This is a genomic window from Pseudomonas protegens (genome assembly GCF_003363755.1).
In the GTDB taxonomy this organism is placed as follows: domain Bacteria; phylum Pseudomonadota; class Gammaproteobacteria; order Pseudomonadales; family Pseudomonadaceae; genus Aquipseudomonas; species Aquipseudomonas danubii.
On sequence record NZ_CP031396.1, the window covers coordinates 2,847,126 to 2,866,101 of the forward strand.

15 protein-coding genes are annotated in these 18,976 nt (G+C 60.6%); 11 read left to right on the plus strand and 4 right to left on the minus strand.

The window, feature by feature from the left end; genetic code table 11:
- Nucleotides 1–7 precede the first annotated feature (7 nt).
- Nucleotides 8–2,407, minus strand: a complete 2,400-nt coding sequence (locus DWF74_RS12770; protein WP_102861914.1) for a PAS domain-containing sensor histidine kinase — start codon at nt 2,405–2,407, stop codon at nt 8–10.
- Between the two features lie 74 nt (nt 2,408–2,481).
- On the opposite strand from DWF74_RS12770, the gene DWF74_RS12775 reads away from it, so the two are divergent.
- Nucleotides 2,482–3,471, plus strand: a complete 990-nt coding sequence (locus tag DWF74_RS12775) for an alpha/beta hydrolase family protein (protein ID WP_115581059.1) — start codon at nt 2,482–2,484, stop codon at nt 3,469–3,471.
- Nucleotides 3,472–3,520: 49 nt separating this feature from the next.
- Here DWF74_RS12775 and DWF74_RS12780 read toward each other — a convergent pair whose 3' ends face one another.
- From DWF74_RS12780 to DWF74_RS12790, 3 genes are read right to left on the minus strand one after another with little or no spacing between them, the layout of a single operon-like run.
- Nucleotides 3,521–4,288, minus strand: coding sequence for a TerB family tellurite resistance protein (locus DWF74_RS12780; protein ID WP_102861916.1), 768 nt, complete (start codon nt 4,286–4,288; stop codon nt 3,521–3,523).
- A gap of 1 nt (nt 4,289) precedes the next feature.
- Nucleotides 4,290–4,964 carry an N-acetylmuramate alpha-1-phosphate uridylyltransferase MurU gene (gene murU, locus DWF74_RS12785; RefSeq protein WP_102861917.1) on the minus strand — a complete coding sequence of 225 codons (675 nt, stop codon included), beginning with the start codon at nt 4,962–4,964 and terminating at the stop codon, nt 4,290–4,292.
- Nucleotides 4,961–5,986 (minus strand): aminoglycoside phosphotransferase family protein, encoded by a 1,026-nt coding sequence (locus DWF74_RS12790; protein ID WP_115581060.1) that lies wholly within the window; start codon nt 5,984–5,986, stop codon nt 4,961–4,963. Before DWF74_RS12790 ends, murU begins: the two co-directional genes overlap by 4 nt.
- 130 nt (nt 5,987–6,116) lie before the next feature.
- Here DWF74_RS12790 and DWF74_RS12795 point away from each other — a divergent pair, with 130 nt between their 5' ends.
- The 10 genes from DWF74_RS12795 (at nt 6,117) to DWF74_RS12840 (ending at nt 18,947) form a co-directional block, all read left to right on the plus strand.
- Nucleotides 6,117–8,942 carry an LPS-assembly protein LptD gene (locus DWF74_RS12795; RefSeq protein WP_115581061.1) on the plus strand — a complete coding sequence of 942 codons (2,826 nt, stop codon included), beginning with the start codon at nt 6,117–6,119 and terminating at the stop codon, nt 8,940–8,942.
- The gene (surA, locus tag DWF74_RS12800; RefSeq protein ID WP_146036396.1) at nt 8,923–10,239 is read left to right on the plus strand and encodes a peptidylprolyl isomerase SurA; all 1,317 of its coding nucleotides are present in this window, start codon (nt 8,923–8,925) and stop codon (nt 10,237–10,239) included. The genes DWF74_RS12795 and surA overlap by 20 nt, the downstream gene beginning before the upstream one ends.
- Nucleotides 10,236–11,225, plus strand: coding sequence for a 4-hydroxythreonine-4-phosphate dehydrogenase PdxA (gene pdxA / locus DWF74_RS12805; RefSeq protein ID WP_115581062.1), 990 nt, complete (start codon nt 10,236–10,238; stop codon nt 11,223–11,225). The genes surA and pdxA overlap by 4 nt, the downstream gene beginning before the upstream one ends.
- Complete coding sequence (gene rsmA, locus DWF74_RS12810) at nt 11,222–12,034, plus strand: 16S rRNA (adenine(1518)-N(6)/adenine(1519)-N(6))-dimethyltransferase RsmA (RefSeq protein ID WP_115581063.1); 813 nt, start codon at nt 11,222–11,224, stop codon at nt 12,032–12,034. The genes pdxA and rsmA overlap by 4 nt, the downstream gene beginning before the upstream one ends.
- Before the next feature lie 126 nt (nt 12,035–12,160).
- On the plus strand, nt 12,161–12,541 hold the full coding sequence (gene apaG / locus DWF74_RS12815; protein WP_025131262.1) for a Co2+/Mg2+ efflux protein ApaG: 381 nt from the start codon (nt 12,161–12,163) through the stop codon (nt 12,539–12,541).
- Nucleotides 12,541–13,410 (plus strand): symmetrical bis(5'-nucleosyl)-tetraphosphatase, encoded by an 870-nt coding sequence (locus DWF74_RS12820; RefSeq protein WP_102861923.1) that lies wholly within the window; start codon nt 12,541–12,543, stop codon nt 13,408–13,410. The genes apaG and DWF74_RS12820 overlap by 1 nt, the downstream gene beginning before the upstream one ends.
- A 33-nt stretch (nt 13,411–13,443) precedes the next feature.
- Nucleotides 13,444–13,773: a thiosulfate sulfurtransferase GlpE gene (gene glpE / locus DWF74_RS12825; protein WP_102861924.1), complete on the plus strand. Its 330-nt coding sequence runs from the start codon at nt 13,444–13,446 to the stop codon at nt 13,771–13,773.
- 299 nt (nt 13,774–14,072) lie between these two features.
- Nucleotides 14,073–15,995, plus strand: a complete 1,923-nt coding sequence (locus DWF74_RS12830) for a PrkA family serine protein kinase (protein WP_016967942.1) — start codon at nt 14,073–14,075, stop codon at nt 15,993–15,995.
- A 118-nt stretch (nt 15,996–16,113) separates the two neighbouring features.
- On the plus strand, nt 16,114–17,388 hold the full coding sequence (locus DWF74_RS12835; protein ID WP_102861925.1) for a YeaH/YhbH family protein: 1,275 nt from the start codon (nt 16,114–16,116) through the stop codon (nt 17,386–17,388).
- Nucleotides 17,385–18,947, plus strand: a complete 1,563-nt coding sequence (locus DWF74_RS12840; protein ID WP_102861926.1) for a SpoVR family protein — start codon at nt 17,385–17,387, stop codon at nt 18,945–18,947. Before DWF74_RS12835 ends, DWF74_RS12840 begins: the two co-directional genes overlap by 4 nt.
- Nucleotides 18,948–18,976 lie beyond the last annotated feature (29 nt).

The window sequence follows — 18,976 nt, forward strand, 5'->3', positions numbered from 1 at the left end:
CTCCTCGTTATTGTTCTCGGTCCAGGGGCACCCGGACACTCAGGAGGGTGCCCTCTCCCTGTTCACTGTGCAGCGACAGGCTGCCGCCCATGATCAGCACCCGCTCGCGCATGCCCACCAGGCCAAAGGACGTCGGGCGTGCCGAGGCGGTGTCGAAACCAAGGCCGTCATCGCTGATGGTCATGCACAACTCGCCCTCTTCCAGGGCCAGGGTCAGTTCCACAGTATGCGCCTGGGCATGGCGCATGACATTGGTCAGGGCCTCCTGGAGGATACGAAACAGGCCGACGGCCTTGGCGTCACTCAGGCGCGGCAGGTTATCCGGCACTTGAACCAGGCAAGGAATCTGTGTGCGTGCTTCAAACCGCCGGGCCTGCCATTCGATGGCCGACGCGATGCCCGCATCGAGGATCGGCGGCCGCAGGGCCGTGGCCACGTCGCGCACCAGTTGGAACAATTGGGCAATCAGGCGCTTCATGCTGTTGAGTCGTTCGTGCAGCCCCGGGTCGAGTTGGGCATAGGCCAGTTCGCACATGGAGGTTTCCAGCTTGAGCACGGTGAGCATCTGCCCCAGCTCGTCATGGACTTCCCGGGCAATGCGGGCCTTTTCTTCTTCGCGCACGCTTTCCAGGTGCGCCGACAATTCCCGCAATTGCTCACGGGAGCTGGCCAGCTCCAGCTCGATGCGCTTGCTTTCGCTGATGTCCCAGACAATGCCGTCCCAGACAAAAGCGCCGTCATCCAGGCGGCGGGTGATGGCCTTGATCTCGGCCCAGCGCTGCTGGCCCTGGCGGGTCAGGATGCGACCTTGCCAGGACCAGTCGCTATCGGTGTCCAGGGCCTGATCCTGGGTCTGGTGATAACTGGCCTTGTCATCCGGGTGCACCAGGCTGCGCAGGCCGGTGTCCCGGTGGGCCAGCGTCGCCGGCGAGTAGCCCACCAGGGTTTCACTGCCTTCACTGATATAGGCGAAATCGATCTGCCCGGTGACCGGCGCTCGCTCCAGGCGGAACACCAGGCCCGGGACGTTGGCGGCGATACCCTGCAGGCGCGCCTCGCTTTCCCGCAGCGCCGCCAGTGCACGACGACGCTCGGTGACGTCATTGAGGTAGACCACCAGGTATTCACTGTCGCGAAAACGCAGGAAGCTCAAGGACACGTCCGCCGGCAAGATACTGCCGTCAGCACGCACGCACTGGGTCTCGAAACTCTGCGCGCCCTCCTCACTGGCCCGGGCACGCTTCCACAGGTTGAGCCAGCGATCCATGTGCAGGTTGGGTTCGAAATCGATCAGCGGGCGGTCGATCACTCCGCCCGCCGGATAACCGAGCATCTCTTCAGCGGCCCGATTGGCATAACGCACATGACTGTCCCAGTTGACCCAGAGAATGCCCACAGTGCTTTGATCAATGGAAAACTGGGTCAGGCGCAGGGCTTCTTCGCTGGCGGCGCGCAGGGCGATATCCTCACGTGCCGCCAGCAACCTCTGCTCCAGACTGCGTTGCTGACGACGCTGCCAGAAGACAGTCGCCAAGCTGGCCAGCAACAGGATCATCAACAGTAGGCTGAGGTTCTGCCAGACGCCGGGGGATTCTCCCAGGCGCGGGTACTTGGGCTGCAGCCAACGACTGTGCAATTGCTCCAGCTCCTTGGCCGGGATCGCGTGCAAGCCGGCCTCTACGATACTGGCCAACTCCGGCCAGTCGCGACGGGTTGCTACCCGTAACAGCTGCGGCAGGCCGATATCCCCCACCACCGCCAACCCGGAAAACTCTGCCTCCGCCGACAGGCGACTGAGCTGGGCTTCATCCACAACCGCATAACGGGCTTGCTGGCTCAGCAGCAGTTGCAGGGCCTGGCGCTCCAGGGGAACCCCTTGCAGATTCAGGTTGGGGTAGGTCAGGCGCAGGTAATCGGCCACCGCGCTGGGCATGCGCACCGCGACTCGGGCCTGGCTGTCGAGCTTCTCCAGTTCCACGGCCCCCGCGCCCTTGCGCTCACCCACCACCAGCTGTGGCACACGCATATAAGGGTCGCTGAACAGCCACAGCCTCAGGCCCGCGGGCGTCTGGGTCAGGCCGGGGGCCATGTCCACTTCGCCGTCGCGCAGGGCTCTTTCCAGCTGTGCCTGATCGGGAAAGTTGCGCCAGCTGAGTTCAATCTTCAGCGCCTGGGCCAAGGTCTGCATCAGTTCGACGTTAGCCCCGGACAGGCGCTGCAGACGCCGGTCGTATTGGGCGAACGGTGCCTGCAGTACCAGCCCCACCCGCAACTCCGGGTGTTGTTCAAGCCATTGACGCTGCTCGTGGCTCAAGGGTGCTGTGGGCACATGGGGCGTCGGTGCCGCCCCGCCTATCAAGGGAAGGCACAGACAGCCGATAAGCAGAAGGCAGCGAAAACGCATCATCTGAAGTCTCACACCCTGACAAATACTGACCAACCCATTAGGCTGCCGGAATTACTTCTGGCCTGGAATATCCGATGCCCCTTGTCCACCGCTCGGCACTGCCTGCATTGTGCCTGTCGCTGATCCTGCCTTGGACCTTTTCTGTGGAAGCCGCCGACCCGGCCCCGGAAACCAAGAGCCCCGAGGAACAACCGGCGCAACGCCAAACCCTGCCTGAACGCAGCCAGGAAGATGCCAGCGCCCTGGAGCGTCAGTTGCCTGCCCAGGAGCAACAGCAGTTGCAAGCCGGTGGCGACACCTTCCTGGCCCTGTGGAAACCGGCCAACACCAGCGAACCCAAGGGCGTGGTGATTATCCTCCCGGGAGCCGGCGAAAGCGCCGACTGGCCCCAAGCCGTGGCCCCACTGCGCAATAAACTGCCGGACACTGACTGGGGCAGCCTGAGCCTGACCCTGCCGGACATGCTCAGCGAAGCGGCACAACCGCGGATCGTCGAGGCCGCGCCGCCGCCAGCGGACACCAGCAACACCGCCAAAGACGCCAGCGCCGAGGCCAAGCCCATCGAACAAGCCGCCGGTGGCGAAGCCGACGTGGCGGACCGCGCCGTCGCAGAAAGCACCGAAGAACAGGTCAAGGCCGATGCCGAGCGCATCTTCACCCGGATCGATGCAGCCCTGGCCTTCGCCGAACAGCAGAATGCCCGCAGCATCGTGCTCCTGGGCCACGGCACCGGCGCCTACTGGGCCGCACGCTACCTGAGCGAAAAGCAGCCCTCCCAGGTACAGAAGCTGGTGATGGTGGCTGCCCAGACACCTGCCAATGGCAAGCCACAACTGGCAGAGCTGACACCCACCCTGAAGCTGGCAACCGCAGATTTCTACTATGTCGACAAAAGCGCTGCGCAGAAAGCGGCACTGGAACGACTGCAAGCCAGCAAGCGCCTGAAGCATTCAAACTTCAGCCAGATCGCCCTCAAAGCCCTGCCCGGCAATCATGCCGCCCAGCAAGAGCAGCTGTTCCGCCGGGTACGTGGCTGGTTGAACCCGCAGAACACCGACAGCTGAAGAGCTCGAGCCGCCACTGCCTGACTGGCAATGGCGGCCCGGCCACGCCTCAGCGGAAATCCCGGCGCTCGCGTATCAGGGCATAGGCGCTGTGCAATTCACGGGTCGTTTCCGTCGCCTCCCGCACCTGGGCTGCACTGGCACCGCTACCGGCGATCTTGTCCGGGTGATGACGACTAAGCAGGCGGCGATAGGCGCGCTTGATCTGTGCCGGTTCAGCAGTGGCGGCAACCCCCAACAGGCGCAACGCCTCCTGATAGGTCAGGGTTCCCTCGGCCAACGACCTGCGCGCCGGGCCATACTCCTGCGCCAGCGCCTGGATCTGTTCCGTGGTCCAGCCCAGCCATTTACCCCAGAGCTGGATCAGTTCACGCTCCGCCGGACCCACCCGGCCATCGGCCCAAACCATCCGCCAGCAGGCACGCAACACACCCTCCGCGGCATGGGGCTGGGCACTCAGGCGCCGCAGATAACCGCGCAGACGGTCATTGCCCGACTTGCCTCGATTGAAGGCTGCAATGGCACGGCGCTGGGCTGAATCGTTCATGTCCAGCGAACGCATCTCCTGACGCGCCTGCTGGATATGCCCATCCACCACCCGGCCATCACTTTTCGCCAAGCGCCCCAGCAACACGAACAGCAATTCATCATTGCGCAACGCTGGGCGACCGCCCAGTCGCTCACGCACATGCGCCCAGCTGTGCAGTTGCAGGCGCCGGTCCAGAGCCTGCCCCAACAACGCACCAAGCATGGCCCCCGGAATGCTGGCAATTGCAAAACCCGCTCCGGCTCCAATCAGAGTCCCTGGCCACCACATATCAGCGCCTCGCTTGCAGCAGGGCTTCGACCTGCGCCAGACGCTCGACCGTTCCCACGTCGATCCATTGCCCCTGCATATGCTCGCCGCTGACCTGTCCCCGGGCCATGGCCTCGCGCAACAGCGGTGCCAGTTTGCAGGGGCCCGGGACACAGTGCTGGAACAAATTCGGATGCAGAACCGAAATCCCACTAAAGGTCAGGGCTGCAGCTCCGGGCCGGGCATCGTGCAACATCCCGTCCTGCAGGCAGAAATCGCCACCGCTGGGATGGTGCGCCGGGTTATCCACCATCACCAGGTGAGCCAGTCCAGCCAGGGGCCGACGCAAGGAGGCGAAGTCGTAGTCGGTCCAGATATCGCCATTGACCACCAGAAACGGTTCATCCCCCAACAAGGGCAAGGCTTTGAAAATACCGCCGGCGGTTTCCAGAGGCTCGCTTTCCGCCGAGTACTGAATGTTCAGGGCCCAGCGTTGACCGTCGCCAAGGGCGTCCTCGATCTGCTGGCCAAGCCAGGCATGGTTGATGACGATGTCGCAAAAACCCGCCTTGGCCAGCGCCAGCAGGTGGTATTCGATCAGGGGCATGCCGGCTACAGGCAACAGCGGCTTGGGGGTGGCCAGGGTCAGGGGGCGCATGCGCTCGCCCTTGCCGGCGGCCAGAATCATTGCCTTCATGCATCGGCTCCCGCTGGCTGGCGCAGGCTGAGCAGCAGTTGCGAAAGCTCGGCCAATTCGGGACGACGGGCCAGCACTGCTTCTATATAGGCAAAGAACCGTGGCACGTCGGCCAGGTAACGAGGCTTGCCATCGCGGTGGCATATCCGCGAGAAGATACCGATCACCTTGAGGTGACGCTGTACGCCCATCAGGTCACTGGCCCGGAGGAACTCCTCGAAGTCTTCCTGGACCGGAATCCCCAGCGCTCGGGCCTGGTGCCAATAGCCCTCCAGCCAGCCACGCACCCGGGGCTGCGGCCAACTGAGGAAGGCATCCTTGAACAGGCAGGTCACGTCGTAGGTCACTGGGCCGTAGACCGCATCCTGAAAGTCCAGCACCCCTGGATTCGGTTCGCTGAGCATCAGGTTGCGAGGCATATAGTCGCGATGCACCAGCACCTTGGGCTGCGCCAGGGCGCTGTCGATCAGCAGGTCACTGACCCGCTGCCACTGTTCGCGCTGCTGCGCACTGAGCGTGACAGCCAGTTCACGTCCGACGTACCACTCAGGAAACAGCTCCAGCTCACGGCGCAAGAGAGCGACATCGTAGCTGGGCAATGGCGCATCCATCGGCAACTGTTGAAACGCCAGCAAGGCCTGCAGTGCATCGTCGAAAAGTGCATCGGCATTGCTTTCGTCGATCACATCGAGATAGGTCTTGTTGCCCAGGTCGTTGAGCAATAAAAAGCCCCGAACCAAGTCTTGGGCATAAATTTTCGGCACATTGATGCCGGAAGTCGCCAGCAACTGGGCGATATCCACGAAGGGTTTGCAGTTTTCCTGGGGGGGCGGAGCATCCATGACCACAAAGCTGCGGCCTGCACCCTGCCAACGGAAATAACGGCGGAAACTCGCGTCGCTGCTGGCCGCGGTCAATGTCGCCGGGGGTACTTCACCCCAGCCTTGTGCTGCATAAACAATCGCCAACTGCTCATCGAGCCAAACTTTCAGGTGTTGCAAGCGTACATCTTGGTCAGGCATTACAAGGGTCTCCGACGGCGCTAGCCGTCAAGCGGGTCATGCTTTATTATCCAGCATCTTTTTCAGACCATCGAGAGGCGTGCGGCCCACACCGCGGGCAGATGGCACGCAGGAAGCCCGGACTAATAAGATGGCATTGAAATCCCCCGCGTTTCGTAAAAAATTTCCGTTGCTGGTTACCGGCGGTTTGCTGGCCCTGCAACCTCTAGCCACTTCCTTCGTGGTCGCCGCGGAACAGTATGACTGCTCAGTCTCTGCTTCGGGTGGCTGGGCCTGTGCGCCGAAAGCCAGTGCAGCCCCACTGCCTCCACGGCCGATTCACGATGCCAGCTCGGTCAGTTCCAACGGCGCCGCCGCAACCGACAGTGGCACCGCAGAGCAAGCTACCGGCGACAAGCCAGTGCTGGTCACCGAGGCCAAAGGCCGGGGTCTGAAGTCCCGCAGCGCGGACTACAGCCACCTCGACTGGGTACCGCGCGAGAAGCTCACCGCCGCTCAATTGGCCGAAACCGGTCCTTACTGCTCTGGTTCCTATATCGAACCAATTCGTCCTGGCATGAATGACAAGACGAATAAAAGTGACGCCCCCACCTTTATCGGTGCCAAGGCCTCGCGTTATCAGCAGGAAGAACAGGTGGCGACCCTGGCCGGTGACGTGGTCATGCGCCAGGGCAGCATGCAGGTCGAAGCCGACGAGGCCAACCTGTATCAGGCCGAGAACCGTGGCGAGCTCAGCGGCAACGTACGCATCCGCGATAACGGCACGCTGATGGTCGGCGACCACGCCGACGTGCAACTCGACACTGGCGAAGCCAAAGTCGATAACGCCGAATACGTGATGCACAAGTCGCGGGTTCGCGGCAGTGCGCTGTATGCCAAGCGTGCGGAAAACGCCATCATCCGCCTCAAGGATGGTACGTACACCACGTGCGAACCGAACAGCAACGCCTGGCAGCTCAAGGGCAACAACATCACCTTGAACCCGGCCACCGGCTTCGGTACCGCGACCAACGTGACCTTGCGGGTCAAAGACATTCCGGTGCTCTACACCCCGTATATCTATTTCCCGATCGACGACCGTCGTCAGTCCGGCTTCCTGCCGCCGAGCATCGGCACAGGCGGCGATACCGGCTTCATGCTGGTCACGCCCTACTACTTCAACCTGGCACCGAACTACGATGCCACGTTGTACCCGCGCTACATGTCCAAGCGCGGCCTGTTGATGGAAGGCGAGTTCCGCTACCTGACCAAGAGCAGCGAAGGTCAGTTCGGCGCCGCCTACCTCAACGACGACGACACCGATCGCAAGAAGCAGACCGACTACGAAAAAACCCGCTACATGCTCAACTGGCAGCACAAGGGCGGGTTTGATTCGCGGGTGATGACCGAGGTCGACTACACCAAGATCAGCGATCCGTATTACTTCCAGGACCTGGAAACCGATCAGATTGGCGTGAAGTCCACCGACTACGTCAACCAGCAAGGCGCCGTGACCTACCGTGGTGACGACTACACCGCGCGTCTTAACGTGCAGGCGTATGAGCTGGCAAGCGTGTCCAATATCACTCCGTACAACAAGCTGCCGCAGATCACCTTCAACGGTGCCCTGCCGTACCATCCGCAAGGTCTGGATTTCACCTATGAAACCGAGCTGGTTCGGTTTGAGCGGGATCTACTGAAGGGTAACTACACAGATAAAGATGGCGGACCGATTGACCCTATCACCGGGCTGGTAGGCAATCCGCGCCTGGACACCAACGTAGCGGGCCTGGCCCGCGCCAATGGTGATCGCCTGAACCTCAAACCTGGTGTCAGCCTGCCGCTGAACTGGAGTTATGGCTATCTGACTCCATCCCTGAAGTATATGTACACCCAGTACAATCTTGATCTGGATGGCCGAGGCAAAGACGACTTGGTCACCAACAGGAATAGAGCTGCTGCCTTGGGTGAATCGTACAAGAGCTCACAAAACCGCGGCGTCCCAATCGCCAGCGTCGACGGCGGCCTGTACTTCGACCGTGACACTCAATGGTTCGGCAAGAACTACCGCCAGACCCTGGAGCCGCGTGCGTTCTACCTCTATGTACCCGAGGAAGACCAGAAGGACATTCCGGTATTCGATACCGGCGAACCTACCTTTAACTACGCCTCGCTGTTCCGTGACAACCGCTTCTCCGGCTCCGACCGTGTCGGCGACGAGAACAAGCTGTCTCTGGGCGTGACCAGCCGCTGGATCGAAGACAACGGCTTCCAGCGTCAGCGCGTCAGCGTTGGCCAGGCCCTGTACTTCAAGGATCGCACCGTCCAGTTGCCGGGTATCGACTACCGCACTCGCAACGATGCGACGTCCAACGTCTCGCCTTACGCCCTTGAATACGAATACCGTTTCAACCGCGACTGGCGCGCCAACGCAGAGTACAACTGGGACCCGGACAGCCACACCGCACGCTCCGGCAGTGCGATGTTCCACTACCAGCCTGAAGACAACCCGAACAAGGTGGTCAACGCCGGCTATCGCTATCGCAACGACCAGATCCGCTACGACCAGAACAGCGGTACCTGGAAAATGGGCGGCGACTACGGCACTCCAGGCACGCCTGGCTACGTGAAGGACTACTACAAGATCCAGCAGCATGACTTCTCGGTGATCTGGCCGATCGTGCCGCAATGGAACGCCATCAGCCGCTGGCAGTACGACTACAACCGTAACCGCACGCTCGAGGCCTTCGGTGGTTTCGAATACGACAACTGCTGCTGGAAACTGCGCCTGATCAGCCGTTACTGGGTCAAGTATGACGAGTTCAGTCAGAACGCTCCGGAGAACGAGAAAGGCGACCGCGGCATCTTCCTCCAAATTGTTCTGAAGGGTCTCGGTGGCGTCATGGGCACCAAAGTAGAGAGCTTCCTCGACAAAGGCATCCAAGGTTATCGTGAACGTGAAGACCAAGCTTTCTGATTGTCTGCGCCCGCTGATGTTGGGCGCGCTGTTCCTGAGCACTGCGGCCAGCGCCGCAGTGCAGTCCATCGACAAGGTTGTGGCCATCGTCGACAACGACGTGGTCATGCAGAGCCAGTTGGACCAGCGGGTTAACGAAGTTCAGCAAACCATCGCCAAGCGTGGCGGCGGTGTGCCGCCTACCAGCGTCCTGGAACAGCAGGTTCTGGAGCGTCTGATCGTTGAAAACCTGCAACTGCAGATTGGCGAGCGTTCCGGCATCCGCATCACCGATGAAGAACTGAACCAGGCCATCGGCACCATTGCCCAGCGCAACAGCATGAGCATCGAGCAGTTCCGTGCCGCTCTGGCCCGCGACGGCCTATCTTATGAAGACGCTCGTGACCAGGTGCGCCGTGAAATGATCATCAGCCGCGTGCGTCAGCGCCGGGTGGCCGAGCGTATTCAGGTATCGGAACAGGAAGTGAAGAACTTCCTGGCCTCGGACCTGGGCAAGATGCAGCTCTCCGAAGAACTGCACCTGGCCAATATCCTGATCCCGACCCCGGAAAGCGCCAACTCCGAAGCGATTCAGAGTGCCGCCCGCCAGGCCATGGACGTGTACCAGCAACTCAAGCAAGGTGCGGACTTCGCGCAATTGGCGATTGCCCGCTCCGGCAGCGACAACGCCCTGGAAGGCGGCGACATGGGCTGGCGTAAAGCTGCTCAATTGCCTCCTCCGTTCGACCGTGAACTGAGCGCAATGGCCGTGGGCGATATCACCCAGCCAGCGCGTACCCCAGGCGGCTTTATCATTCTAAAGCTGCTGGACAAGCGCGGTGGCGGCAATCAGGTGCGCGATGAAGTGCATGTGCGCCACATCCTGATCAAGCCAAGCGAGATTCGCAGCGAAGAAGAGACCAAGCGCCTGGCGCAGAAACTCTACGACCGCATCGAAGCCGGCGAAGACTTTGCCGAACTGGCGAAAAGCTACTCGGAAGACCCGGGTTCGGCGCTCAACGGCGGCGACCTCAACTGGATCGACCCGAACGCCCTGGTGCCTGAGTTCCGCGAAGTGATGGCCAAGACCCCACAAGGTCAACTGTCCAAGCCGTTCAAGAGCCCTTATGGCTGGCATGTACTGGAAGTCCTTGGCCGTCGCGCCACCGACAGCACCAGCCAGGCCCGCGAGCAACAAGCCATGACCGTCCTGCGTAACCGCAAGTACGACGAAGAGCTGCAGACCTGGTTGCGGCAGATCCGTGATGAGGCCTACGTCGAGATCAAACTGCCTGGCGCTGAACAGGCGGCCCAGTGAAACCCAGACGTTTCGCTCTGACACCCGGCGAACCGGCGGGTATAGGTCCTGACCTGTGCCTGCTGCTCGCCTCGCAACCCCAGCCATACCCCCTGATTGCCATCACCAGCCGCAACCTGCTCCTTGAGCGGGCCGCGCAGCTGGGTGTGGCAGTCAATCTGCTGCCGGTGACCCTGGAACAACTGCCGAGTCAACCCGCCCCCGCAGACAGCCTGTATGTCTGGGACACGCCCCTGGCCAAGCCGGTAGTCAGCGGCCAGCTGGACCAGGCCAATGCCGCCTTCGTCCTGGAAACCCTGACTCGCGCCGGCCAAGGCTGCCTGGATGGGCACTTTGCCGGCATGATCACGGCCCCCGTGCACAAGGGCGTGATCAACGACTCCGGAATCGCCTTTTCCGGGCATACCGAATTTCTCGCGGACCTGACCCACACCGAACAAGTGGTGATGATGCTGGCCACCCGTGGCCTGCGCGTGGCCCTGGTGACCACCCACCTGCCCTTGCGGGAGATTGCCGACGCCATCACCGTAGAGCGCCTGGAACGGGTCACACGAATCCTGCATGCCGACCTGCAGCATAAGTTCGGCATCCCCCAGCCACGCATCCTGGTATGTGGGCTCAACCCTCATGCCGGTGAAGGCGGACACCTGGGCCGCGAAGAAATCGACATCATCGAACCTACCCTAGAGCGTCTGCGCACCGAAGGCATGGACCTGCGCGGCCCACTGCCTGCCGACACTCTGTTTACCCCCAAATATCTGGAGCACTGCGACGCAGTGCTGGCGATGTACCACGACCAAGGCTTGCCCGTGCTGAAATACAAAGGCTTCGGCGCAGCCGTCAATGTGACGCTCGGCCTGCCGATCATCCGCACCTCCGTCGACCACGGCACCGCCCTGGATCTGGCAGGCAGCGGCAAGATCGACACCGGCAGCCTGCAGGTCGCCTTGGAAACCGCCTACCAGATGGCCGAGAACCGTTTATGAGCGAGCAATACCAACACCGGGCGCGCAAGCGCTTCGGCCAGAACTTCCTGCATGACGCCGGCGTTATCGACCGTATCCTGCGGGCTATCCACGCCAAACCCGAAGACCGCATGCTGGAAATCGGCCCGGGCCAGGGCGCCCTGACCGAAGGTCTGCTGAGCAGCGGAGCCCAGTTGGACGTGGTGGAGCTGGACAAGGATCTGATCCCGATCCTCAACCAGCAGTTCGCCGGCAAGAGCAACTTCAACCTGCACCAGGGCGATGCCCTGAAGTTCGACTTCAATACACTGGGCGCCGCACCAAGCAGCCTGCGGGTGGTCGGCAACCTGCCCTACAACATCTCCACCCCGCTGATCTTCCACCTGCTGCAGAACGCCGGGCTGATCCGCGACATGCACTTCATGCTGCAAAAGGAAGTGGTCGAGCGCCTGGCCGCCGGCCCTGGTGGAGGTGACTGGGGTCGCCTGTCGATCATGGTTCAGTATCACTGCCGAGTGGAACATCTGTTCAACGTCGGCCCCGGCGCCTTCAATCCTCCACCGAAGGTTGATTCGGCCATCGTGCGCCTGGTGCCCCATGCGGTACTGCCACACCCGGCCAAGGATCACCGACTGCTGGAACGCATCGTGCGCGAAGCCTTCAACCAGCGCCGCAAGACCCTGCGCAATACCCTCAAGGCCCTCCTCAGCAACGCCGAGATCGAAGCCGCCGGCGTCGACGGCAGCCTGCGCCCCGAGCAGCTGGATCTGGCCGCCTTTGTACGCCTGGCCGATCAATTGGCCGACCAGCCCAAGCCTGCCAACGACTGAGAAACGCCCTTGCCCGAGATCGGGTAGGACGCCGGACAGGATGTCTGGTTTACTACCCGATACTTGACCTAGACTGACCTCCATCAGCTTTGTCCCGCGCCCCGCTTTGCTTTAAAGGCCTTTTGCATGTCCGATCCTCGTTATCAGGTCGACGTCAGCGTCGTCACCCGCTTTCTGGCAGACCAATCGCAACCCGAGCAGAACCGTTTCGCTTTCGCCTACACCATTACCGTTCAGAACAACGGATCACTCCCGGCCAAGCTGCTGTCCCGGCACTGGGTGATCACCGACGGTGATGGCCATGTAGAAGAGGTTCGTGGCGCTGGCGTGGTTGGCCAGCAGCCATTGATTGCCGCTGGCAAGAGCCACACCTATAGCAGCGGCACGGTGATGACCACCCGGGTCGGTAACATGCAGGGCAGTTACCAGATGCTGGCCGAGGACGGCAAACAGTTCGACGCAATCATTGCCCCCTTCCGCCTGGCGGTCCCCGGGGCCCTGCACTGATGGCAACCTACGCCGTCGGCGATCTGCAAGGCTGCCTGGAACCGCTGCAGTGCCTGCTTGAACAAGTCGCGTTCGACCCTGCCAGGGACCGCCTGTGGCTGGTGGGAGACTTGGTCAATCGCGGCCCACAGTCACTGGAAACCCTGCGCTACCTTTATTCCATCCGCGATTCGCTGGTTTGCGTGCTGGGCAATCACGACCTGCACCTGCTGGCAGCCTGGCGCAATATCGAACGGCTGAAGAAGTCCGACACGCTGCGGGAAATCCTTGAAGCCCCAGATTGCGAAGAACTGTTGCAGTGGTTGCGCCAGCAAAAGTTGATGCATTACGACGAAGCCCGCAACGTGGCCCTGGTCCATGCCGGCATCGCCCCGCAGTGGTCCCTGAAGAAGGCCCTCAAGTGCGCCGCCGAAGTCGAGGAAGCGCTACGCGACGACAACCTCTTCGAGCCCTTCCTGGACGGCATGTACGGCAACGATCCAGCGAAATGGGACAGCGACCTCAAGGGCGTGACCCGCCTGCGCGTCATCACCAACTACTTCACCCGCATGCGTTTCTGCACCAGCGAGGGCAAGCTCGACCTCAAGAGCAAGGAAGGACTGGACACCGCACTACCGGGCTACGCGCCCTGGTTCAGTCACAAGGAGCGCAAGACTCGGGACCTGAAGATCATCTTCGGTCACTGGGCGGCCCTGGAAGGCCATTGCAACGAACCCGGCATCTTCGCCCTGGACAGCGGTTGCGTCTGGGGCGGGGCCATGACCTTGCTGAATGTCGATACCGGCGTGCGCCTGACCTGCGATTGCGACGCCCAGGGGCACACTGCGCCCCTTTCCCCAGAACCCTTGCCCGTCCCGGCAAAGCGCTAGTCGGCGCTGACTATCTAGCTCCAGGAGCCCGCCATGAGCGAATTCAAACGCATCCCTCCAGAACAGGCCCAGGCACTGCGCGAACAAGGTGCCGTGGTCGTGGATATCCGCGATCCGCAAACCTATGCACTGAGCCATATCAGCGGCGCGCAACACTTGGATAATCACTCCATTTCCGACTTCATTCGTGGTGCCGACCTCGATGCCCCATTGGTGGTGGTCTGCTATCACGGCAACTCCAGCCAGAGCGCTGCCGCGTATCTAGTGAGCCAGGGCTTCTCCGACGTTTACAGCCTCGATGGCGGCTTCGAACTTTGGCGCAGTACCTATCCGACGGAAATCGCTCAAGGCACCGCCGAATAATTTTTTTCAGTAGCTCTAGCCCGCGTACTACGCGGGCTTGCGCGCCACCGGACGAACGGTAGTGCGCAACTAATTCCCCATCTCGCCTTGACCTCCCGGATTCCGAACTATCCTTAGCCTCAGGCCATCCAAATCAGGGGAGAGCCGGTACACCGGCGAGCGGGTCATCGGTACTAGCTTTCAAGGTCGATAGCTTTGAAAGTGTTCTGGGGGGTAAACAGCAGCTGGAAACTCAGCCGCATGCCAGCACTTGACTGACTGATCCGACGCCGGCTCCACGTATCGAGCGAGGTGACGTCATGAGTATTTTTAGCCACTTCCAACAACGCTTCGAATCCACACGCCAGGAAGAGTTTTCGCTGCAGGAATACCTGGAACTGTGCAAAAAGGACCGAAGCGCCTATGCATCCGCCGCCGAGCGCTTGCTATTGGCCATCGGCGAGCCCGAGCTGCTGGACACCTCGACCAACTCGAGGCTGTCGCGAATTTTCTCCAACAAGGTAATCCGGCGCTATCCGGCCTTTGAAGACTTCCATGGCATGGAAGAATGCATCGACCAGATCGTCTCCTATTTCCGCCACGCCGCTCAGGGCCTGGAAGAGAAGAAACAGATCCTCTATCTCCTGGGTCCGGTGGGCGGTGGTAAATCGTCCCTGGCCGAGAAGCTCAAGCAGCTGATCGAAAAAGTGCCCTTCTACGCCATCAAGGGCTCCCCGGTCTTCGAATCGCCGCTGGGCCTGTTCAATGCCACGGAAGATGGCGCCATTCTCGAAGAAGACTTCGGCATCCCGCGGCGCTACCTCAACACCATCATGTCGCCATGGGCCACCAAGCGCCTGGCGGAGTTCGGCGGTGACATCAGCCAGTTCAGGGTGGTGAAACTCTACCCGTCGATTCTCAACCAGATCGCCGTGGCCAAGACCGAGCCCGGGGACGAGAACAACCAGGACATCTCGGCCCTGGTGGGCAAGGTGGATATCCGCAAACTGGAAGAATTCCCGCAGAACGACGCCGACGCCTACAGCTACTCCGGGGCGCTGTGCCGGGCCAACCAGGGCCTGATGGAGTTCGTCGAAATGTTCAAGGCACCGATCAAGGTGCTGCACCCATTGCTCACCGCCACCCAGGAAGGCAACTACAACAGCACCGAAGGGCTGGGGGCGATCCCCTTCACCGGCATCCTGCTGGCCCACTCCAACGAATCGGAGTGGCACACCTTCCGTAACAACAAGAACAACGAAGCCTTCATTGACCGTATCTACATCGTCAAGGTGCCTTACTGCCTGCGTGTCAGCGATGAGGTGAAGATCTACGACAAGCTGCTGTTCAACAGCTCGCTGGCCAAGGCCCATTGCGCCCCCGACACCCTGAAGATGCTGGCACAGTTCACTGTGCTGTCGCGCCTCAAGGAGCCGGAAAACTCCAATATCTACTCGAAGATGCGCGTCTATGACGGCGAGAACCTGAAAGACACCGATCCCAAGGCCAAGTCGATCCAGGAGTACCGCGACAGTGCCGGCGTCGATGAAGGCATGAATGGCCTATCGACCCGCTTTGCCTTCAAGATCCTGTCAAAAGTCTTCAACTTCGATCCCCATGAAGTGGCGGCCAACCCGGTGCACCTGCTGTATGTGCTGGAGCAGCAGATCGAGCAGGAGCAGTTCCAGGCAGAAACCCGCGAGCGCTACCTGCGCTTCCTCAAGGAGTACCTGGCACCACGCTACATCGAGTTCATCGGTAAGGAGATCCAGACTGCCTACCTCGAGTCCTACAGCGAGTACGGCCAGAATATCTTCGACCGTTACGTGCTCTACGCGGACTTCTGGATTCAGGATCAGGAATACCGCGACCCGGAAACCGGCGAAATCCTCAATCGCGTTGCCCTCAACGAAGAGCTGGAGAAGATCGAAAAGCCTGCGGGCATCAGCAACCCGAAAGACTTCCGCAACGAAATCGTCAACTTCGTCCTGCGGGCACGAGCCAACAACAATGGCAAGAACCCAACCTGGCTCAGCTACGAGAAGCTGCGGGTGGTCATCGAGAAGAAAATGTTCTCCAACACCGAGGATCTGCTGCCGGTCATCAGCTTCAACGCCAAGGCCAGCAAGGAGGATCAGCAGAAACACAACGACTTCGTCACACGAATGGTCGAGCGCGGCTACACCGACAAACAGGTACGGCTGCTGTCCGAATGGTATCTGCGGGTCAGAAAATCGCAGTAAAGCAGCTGCAAGCTTCTAGCCACAAGCTGCAAGCGCGGTGCCGTAGAGCCCTCACAGGCTCTGCTGCAGCGTGACTTACGGCTTGAGGCTTATGTCTTGAAGCTCCCCGGAGGGGCCCATGAGCTATGTGATCGACCGACGTCTCAATGGCAAGAACAAGAGCACGGTGAACCGCCAGCGGTTTCTGCGGCGCTACCGTGACCACATCAAAAAGGCCGTCGAAGAGGCCGTCAGCCGCCGCTCCATCACCGATATGGAGCATGGCGAACAAATCAGTATTCCCGGACGGGACATCGACGAACCGGTGCTGCACCACGGCCGTGGCGGCAAACAGACCGTGGTCCATCCCGGCAACAAGGAATTCACGGCTGGGGAGCATATCGCCAGGCCTCAGGGTGGTGGTGGAGGCGGTGCTGGCCGCGGCAAGGCGGGCAATTCCGGCGAGGGCATGGATGAGTTCGTCTTCCAGATTACCCAGGAAGAATTCCTCGAGTTCATGTTCGAGGATTTGGAGCTGCCCAACCTGGTCAAACGCAACCTGACCGGGACAGACACCTTCAAGACCGTGCGTGCCGGGATCAGCAACGAAGGCAACCCATCGCGGATCAACATCATCCGCACCTTGCGCTCGGCCCACGCCCGACGCATTGCCTTGTCCGGCAGCAGCCGGGCCAAGCTGCGGGAGGCCAAGGAGGATCTGGAGCGCTTGAAGCGGGAAGAACCGGACAACTTCGGCGATATCCAGGAACTGGAAGCTGAAATCGAGCGCCTGAGTGCGCGGATTCACCGCGTGCCCTTTCTCGACACCTTCGACCTCAAATACAACCTGCTGGTGAAACAGCCCAACCCCAGCTCCAAGGCGGTGATGTTCTGCCTGATGGACGTATCCGGCTCCATGACCCAGGCGACCAAGGACATAGCCAAACGCTTCTTCATCCTTTTGTACCTGTTCCTCAAGCGCAACTACGACAAGATCGACGTGGTTTTCATCCGCCATCACACCAGCGCCCGTGAAGTGGACGAGGAAGAGTTCTTCTATTCCAGGGAAACCGGCGGGACCATTGTCTCCAGTGCCCTGAAACTGATGCAGGAGATCATGGCCGAGCGCTATCCAAGCAACGAATGGAACATCTACGCCGCACAGGCTTCCGACGGCGACAACTGGAACGATGACTCACCCATCTGCCGCGATATCCTGATCAACCAGATCATGCCTTTCGTGCAGTACTACACCTACGTGGAGATCACTCCACGTGAACACCAGGCCCTGTGGTTCGAGTACGAACGTATCGCCGAGGCCTTCTCCGACACGTTCGCCCAGCAACAATTGGTTTCGGCCGGCGATATCTATCCGGTCTTCCGTGAACTCTTCCAGCGCAGGTTAGTGACATGACCGCCAGAGAGCAGAAGCGCCAACCTATCTCCACCGGCTCGGAATGGACCTTCGAGCTGATCCAGGCCTACGACCGCGAAATCAGCCGTATCGCGGCTCGCTATGCTCTGGATACCTATCCCAACCAGATCGAAGTGATCACCGCCGAGCAGATGATGGATGCCTATGCCTCGGTGGGCATGCCTTTGGGTTATCACCATTGGTCCTATGGCAAGCACTTTCTCAGTACCGAAAAGTCCTACAGCCGTGGGCAGATGGGACTGGCCTACGAGATCGTGATCAATTCAGACCCTTGCATCGCCTATCTGATGGAGGAGAACACCATCTGCATGCAGGCCCTGGTGGTGGCCCATGCCTGCTACGGCCACAACAGTTTCTTCAAGGGCAACTACCTGTTCCGCACCTGGACCGATGCCAGCTCGATCATCGATTATCTGGTGTTCGCCAAGCAGTACATCATGCAATGCGAGGAACGCCATGGCATCGATGCCGTGGAGGATCTGCTAGATTCCTGCCATGCCCTGATGAACTACGGCGTCGATCGCTACAAGCGGCCTTACCCGATCTCCGCCGAGGAAGAACGGCGCCGGCAGAAGGATCGGGAAGAGCACCTGCAGAAACAGATCAACGACCTGTGGCGCACGATTCCCAAAGGCGCGGACAAATACAGCGACAAGGACAACGCGCGATTCCCCGCAGAGCCTCAGGAAAACATCCTGTATTTCATCGAAAAACATGCGCCATTGCTGGAGCCCTGGCAGCGAGAGATTGTCCGCATCGTGCGCAAGATCGCCCAGTACTTCTACCCGCAGCGCCAGACCCAGGTGATGAACGAAGGCTGGGCCACCTTCTGGCATTACACCTTGATGAATGACCTGTATGACGAAGGCCTGGTCACCGACGGCTTCATGATGGAATTCCTCGCCTCCCACACCAGCGTGGTTTATCAGCCGGGATTCGACAGCCCTTATTACAACGGCATCAACCCCTACGCTCTGGGTTTTGCCATGTACCGGGACATCCGCCGCATGTGCGAAGACCCCACCGAAGAAGATCGCCGCTGGTTCCCGGAACTGGCCGGCACCGACTGGCTGTCGAGCATCAAGTTCGCCATGAGCAGTTTCAAGGATGAGAGCTTCATCCTGCAGTATCTGTCCCCCAAGGTGATCCGCGACCTCAAGCTGTTCAGCATCATGGATGACGACCAGAAGGATGACCTGCTGGTACCAGCAATCCATGATGAAAGCGGCTATCGAATCATTCGGGAAACCCTGGCCGCGCAATACAACCTGGGCAACCGTGAACCCAACGTGCAGATCTGGAGCATCGACCGTCGTGGCGACCGCTCGCTGACCCTGCGCCATCAGCAACACGATCGCAAACCCTTGGGGGATTCCACCGAGGAGGTGCTCAAGCACCTGCACCGCCTCTGGGGCTTCGATATTCACTTGGAAACCCTGCAGGGCGATCAGGTGATAAAAACCCTTCACGTACCGCCGAGAAGCGATCACAACGAAAACGACTACGGACGACTGGACCTGGCAGTCATCCACCTCTAAGCCCAAGAACGAGCCTCCGTTAGCGCGGC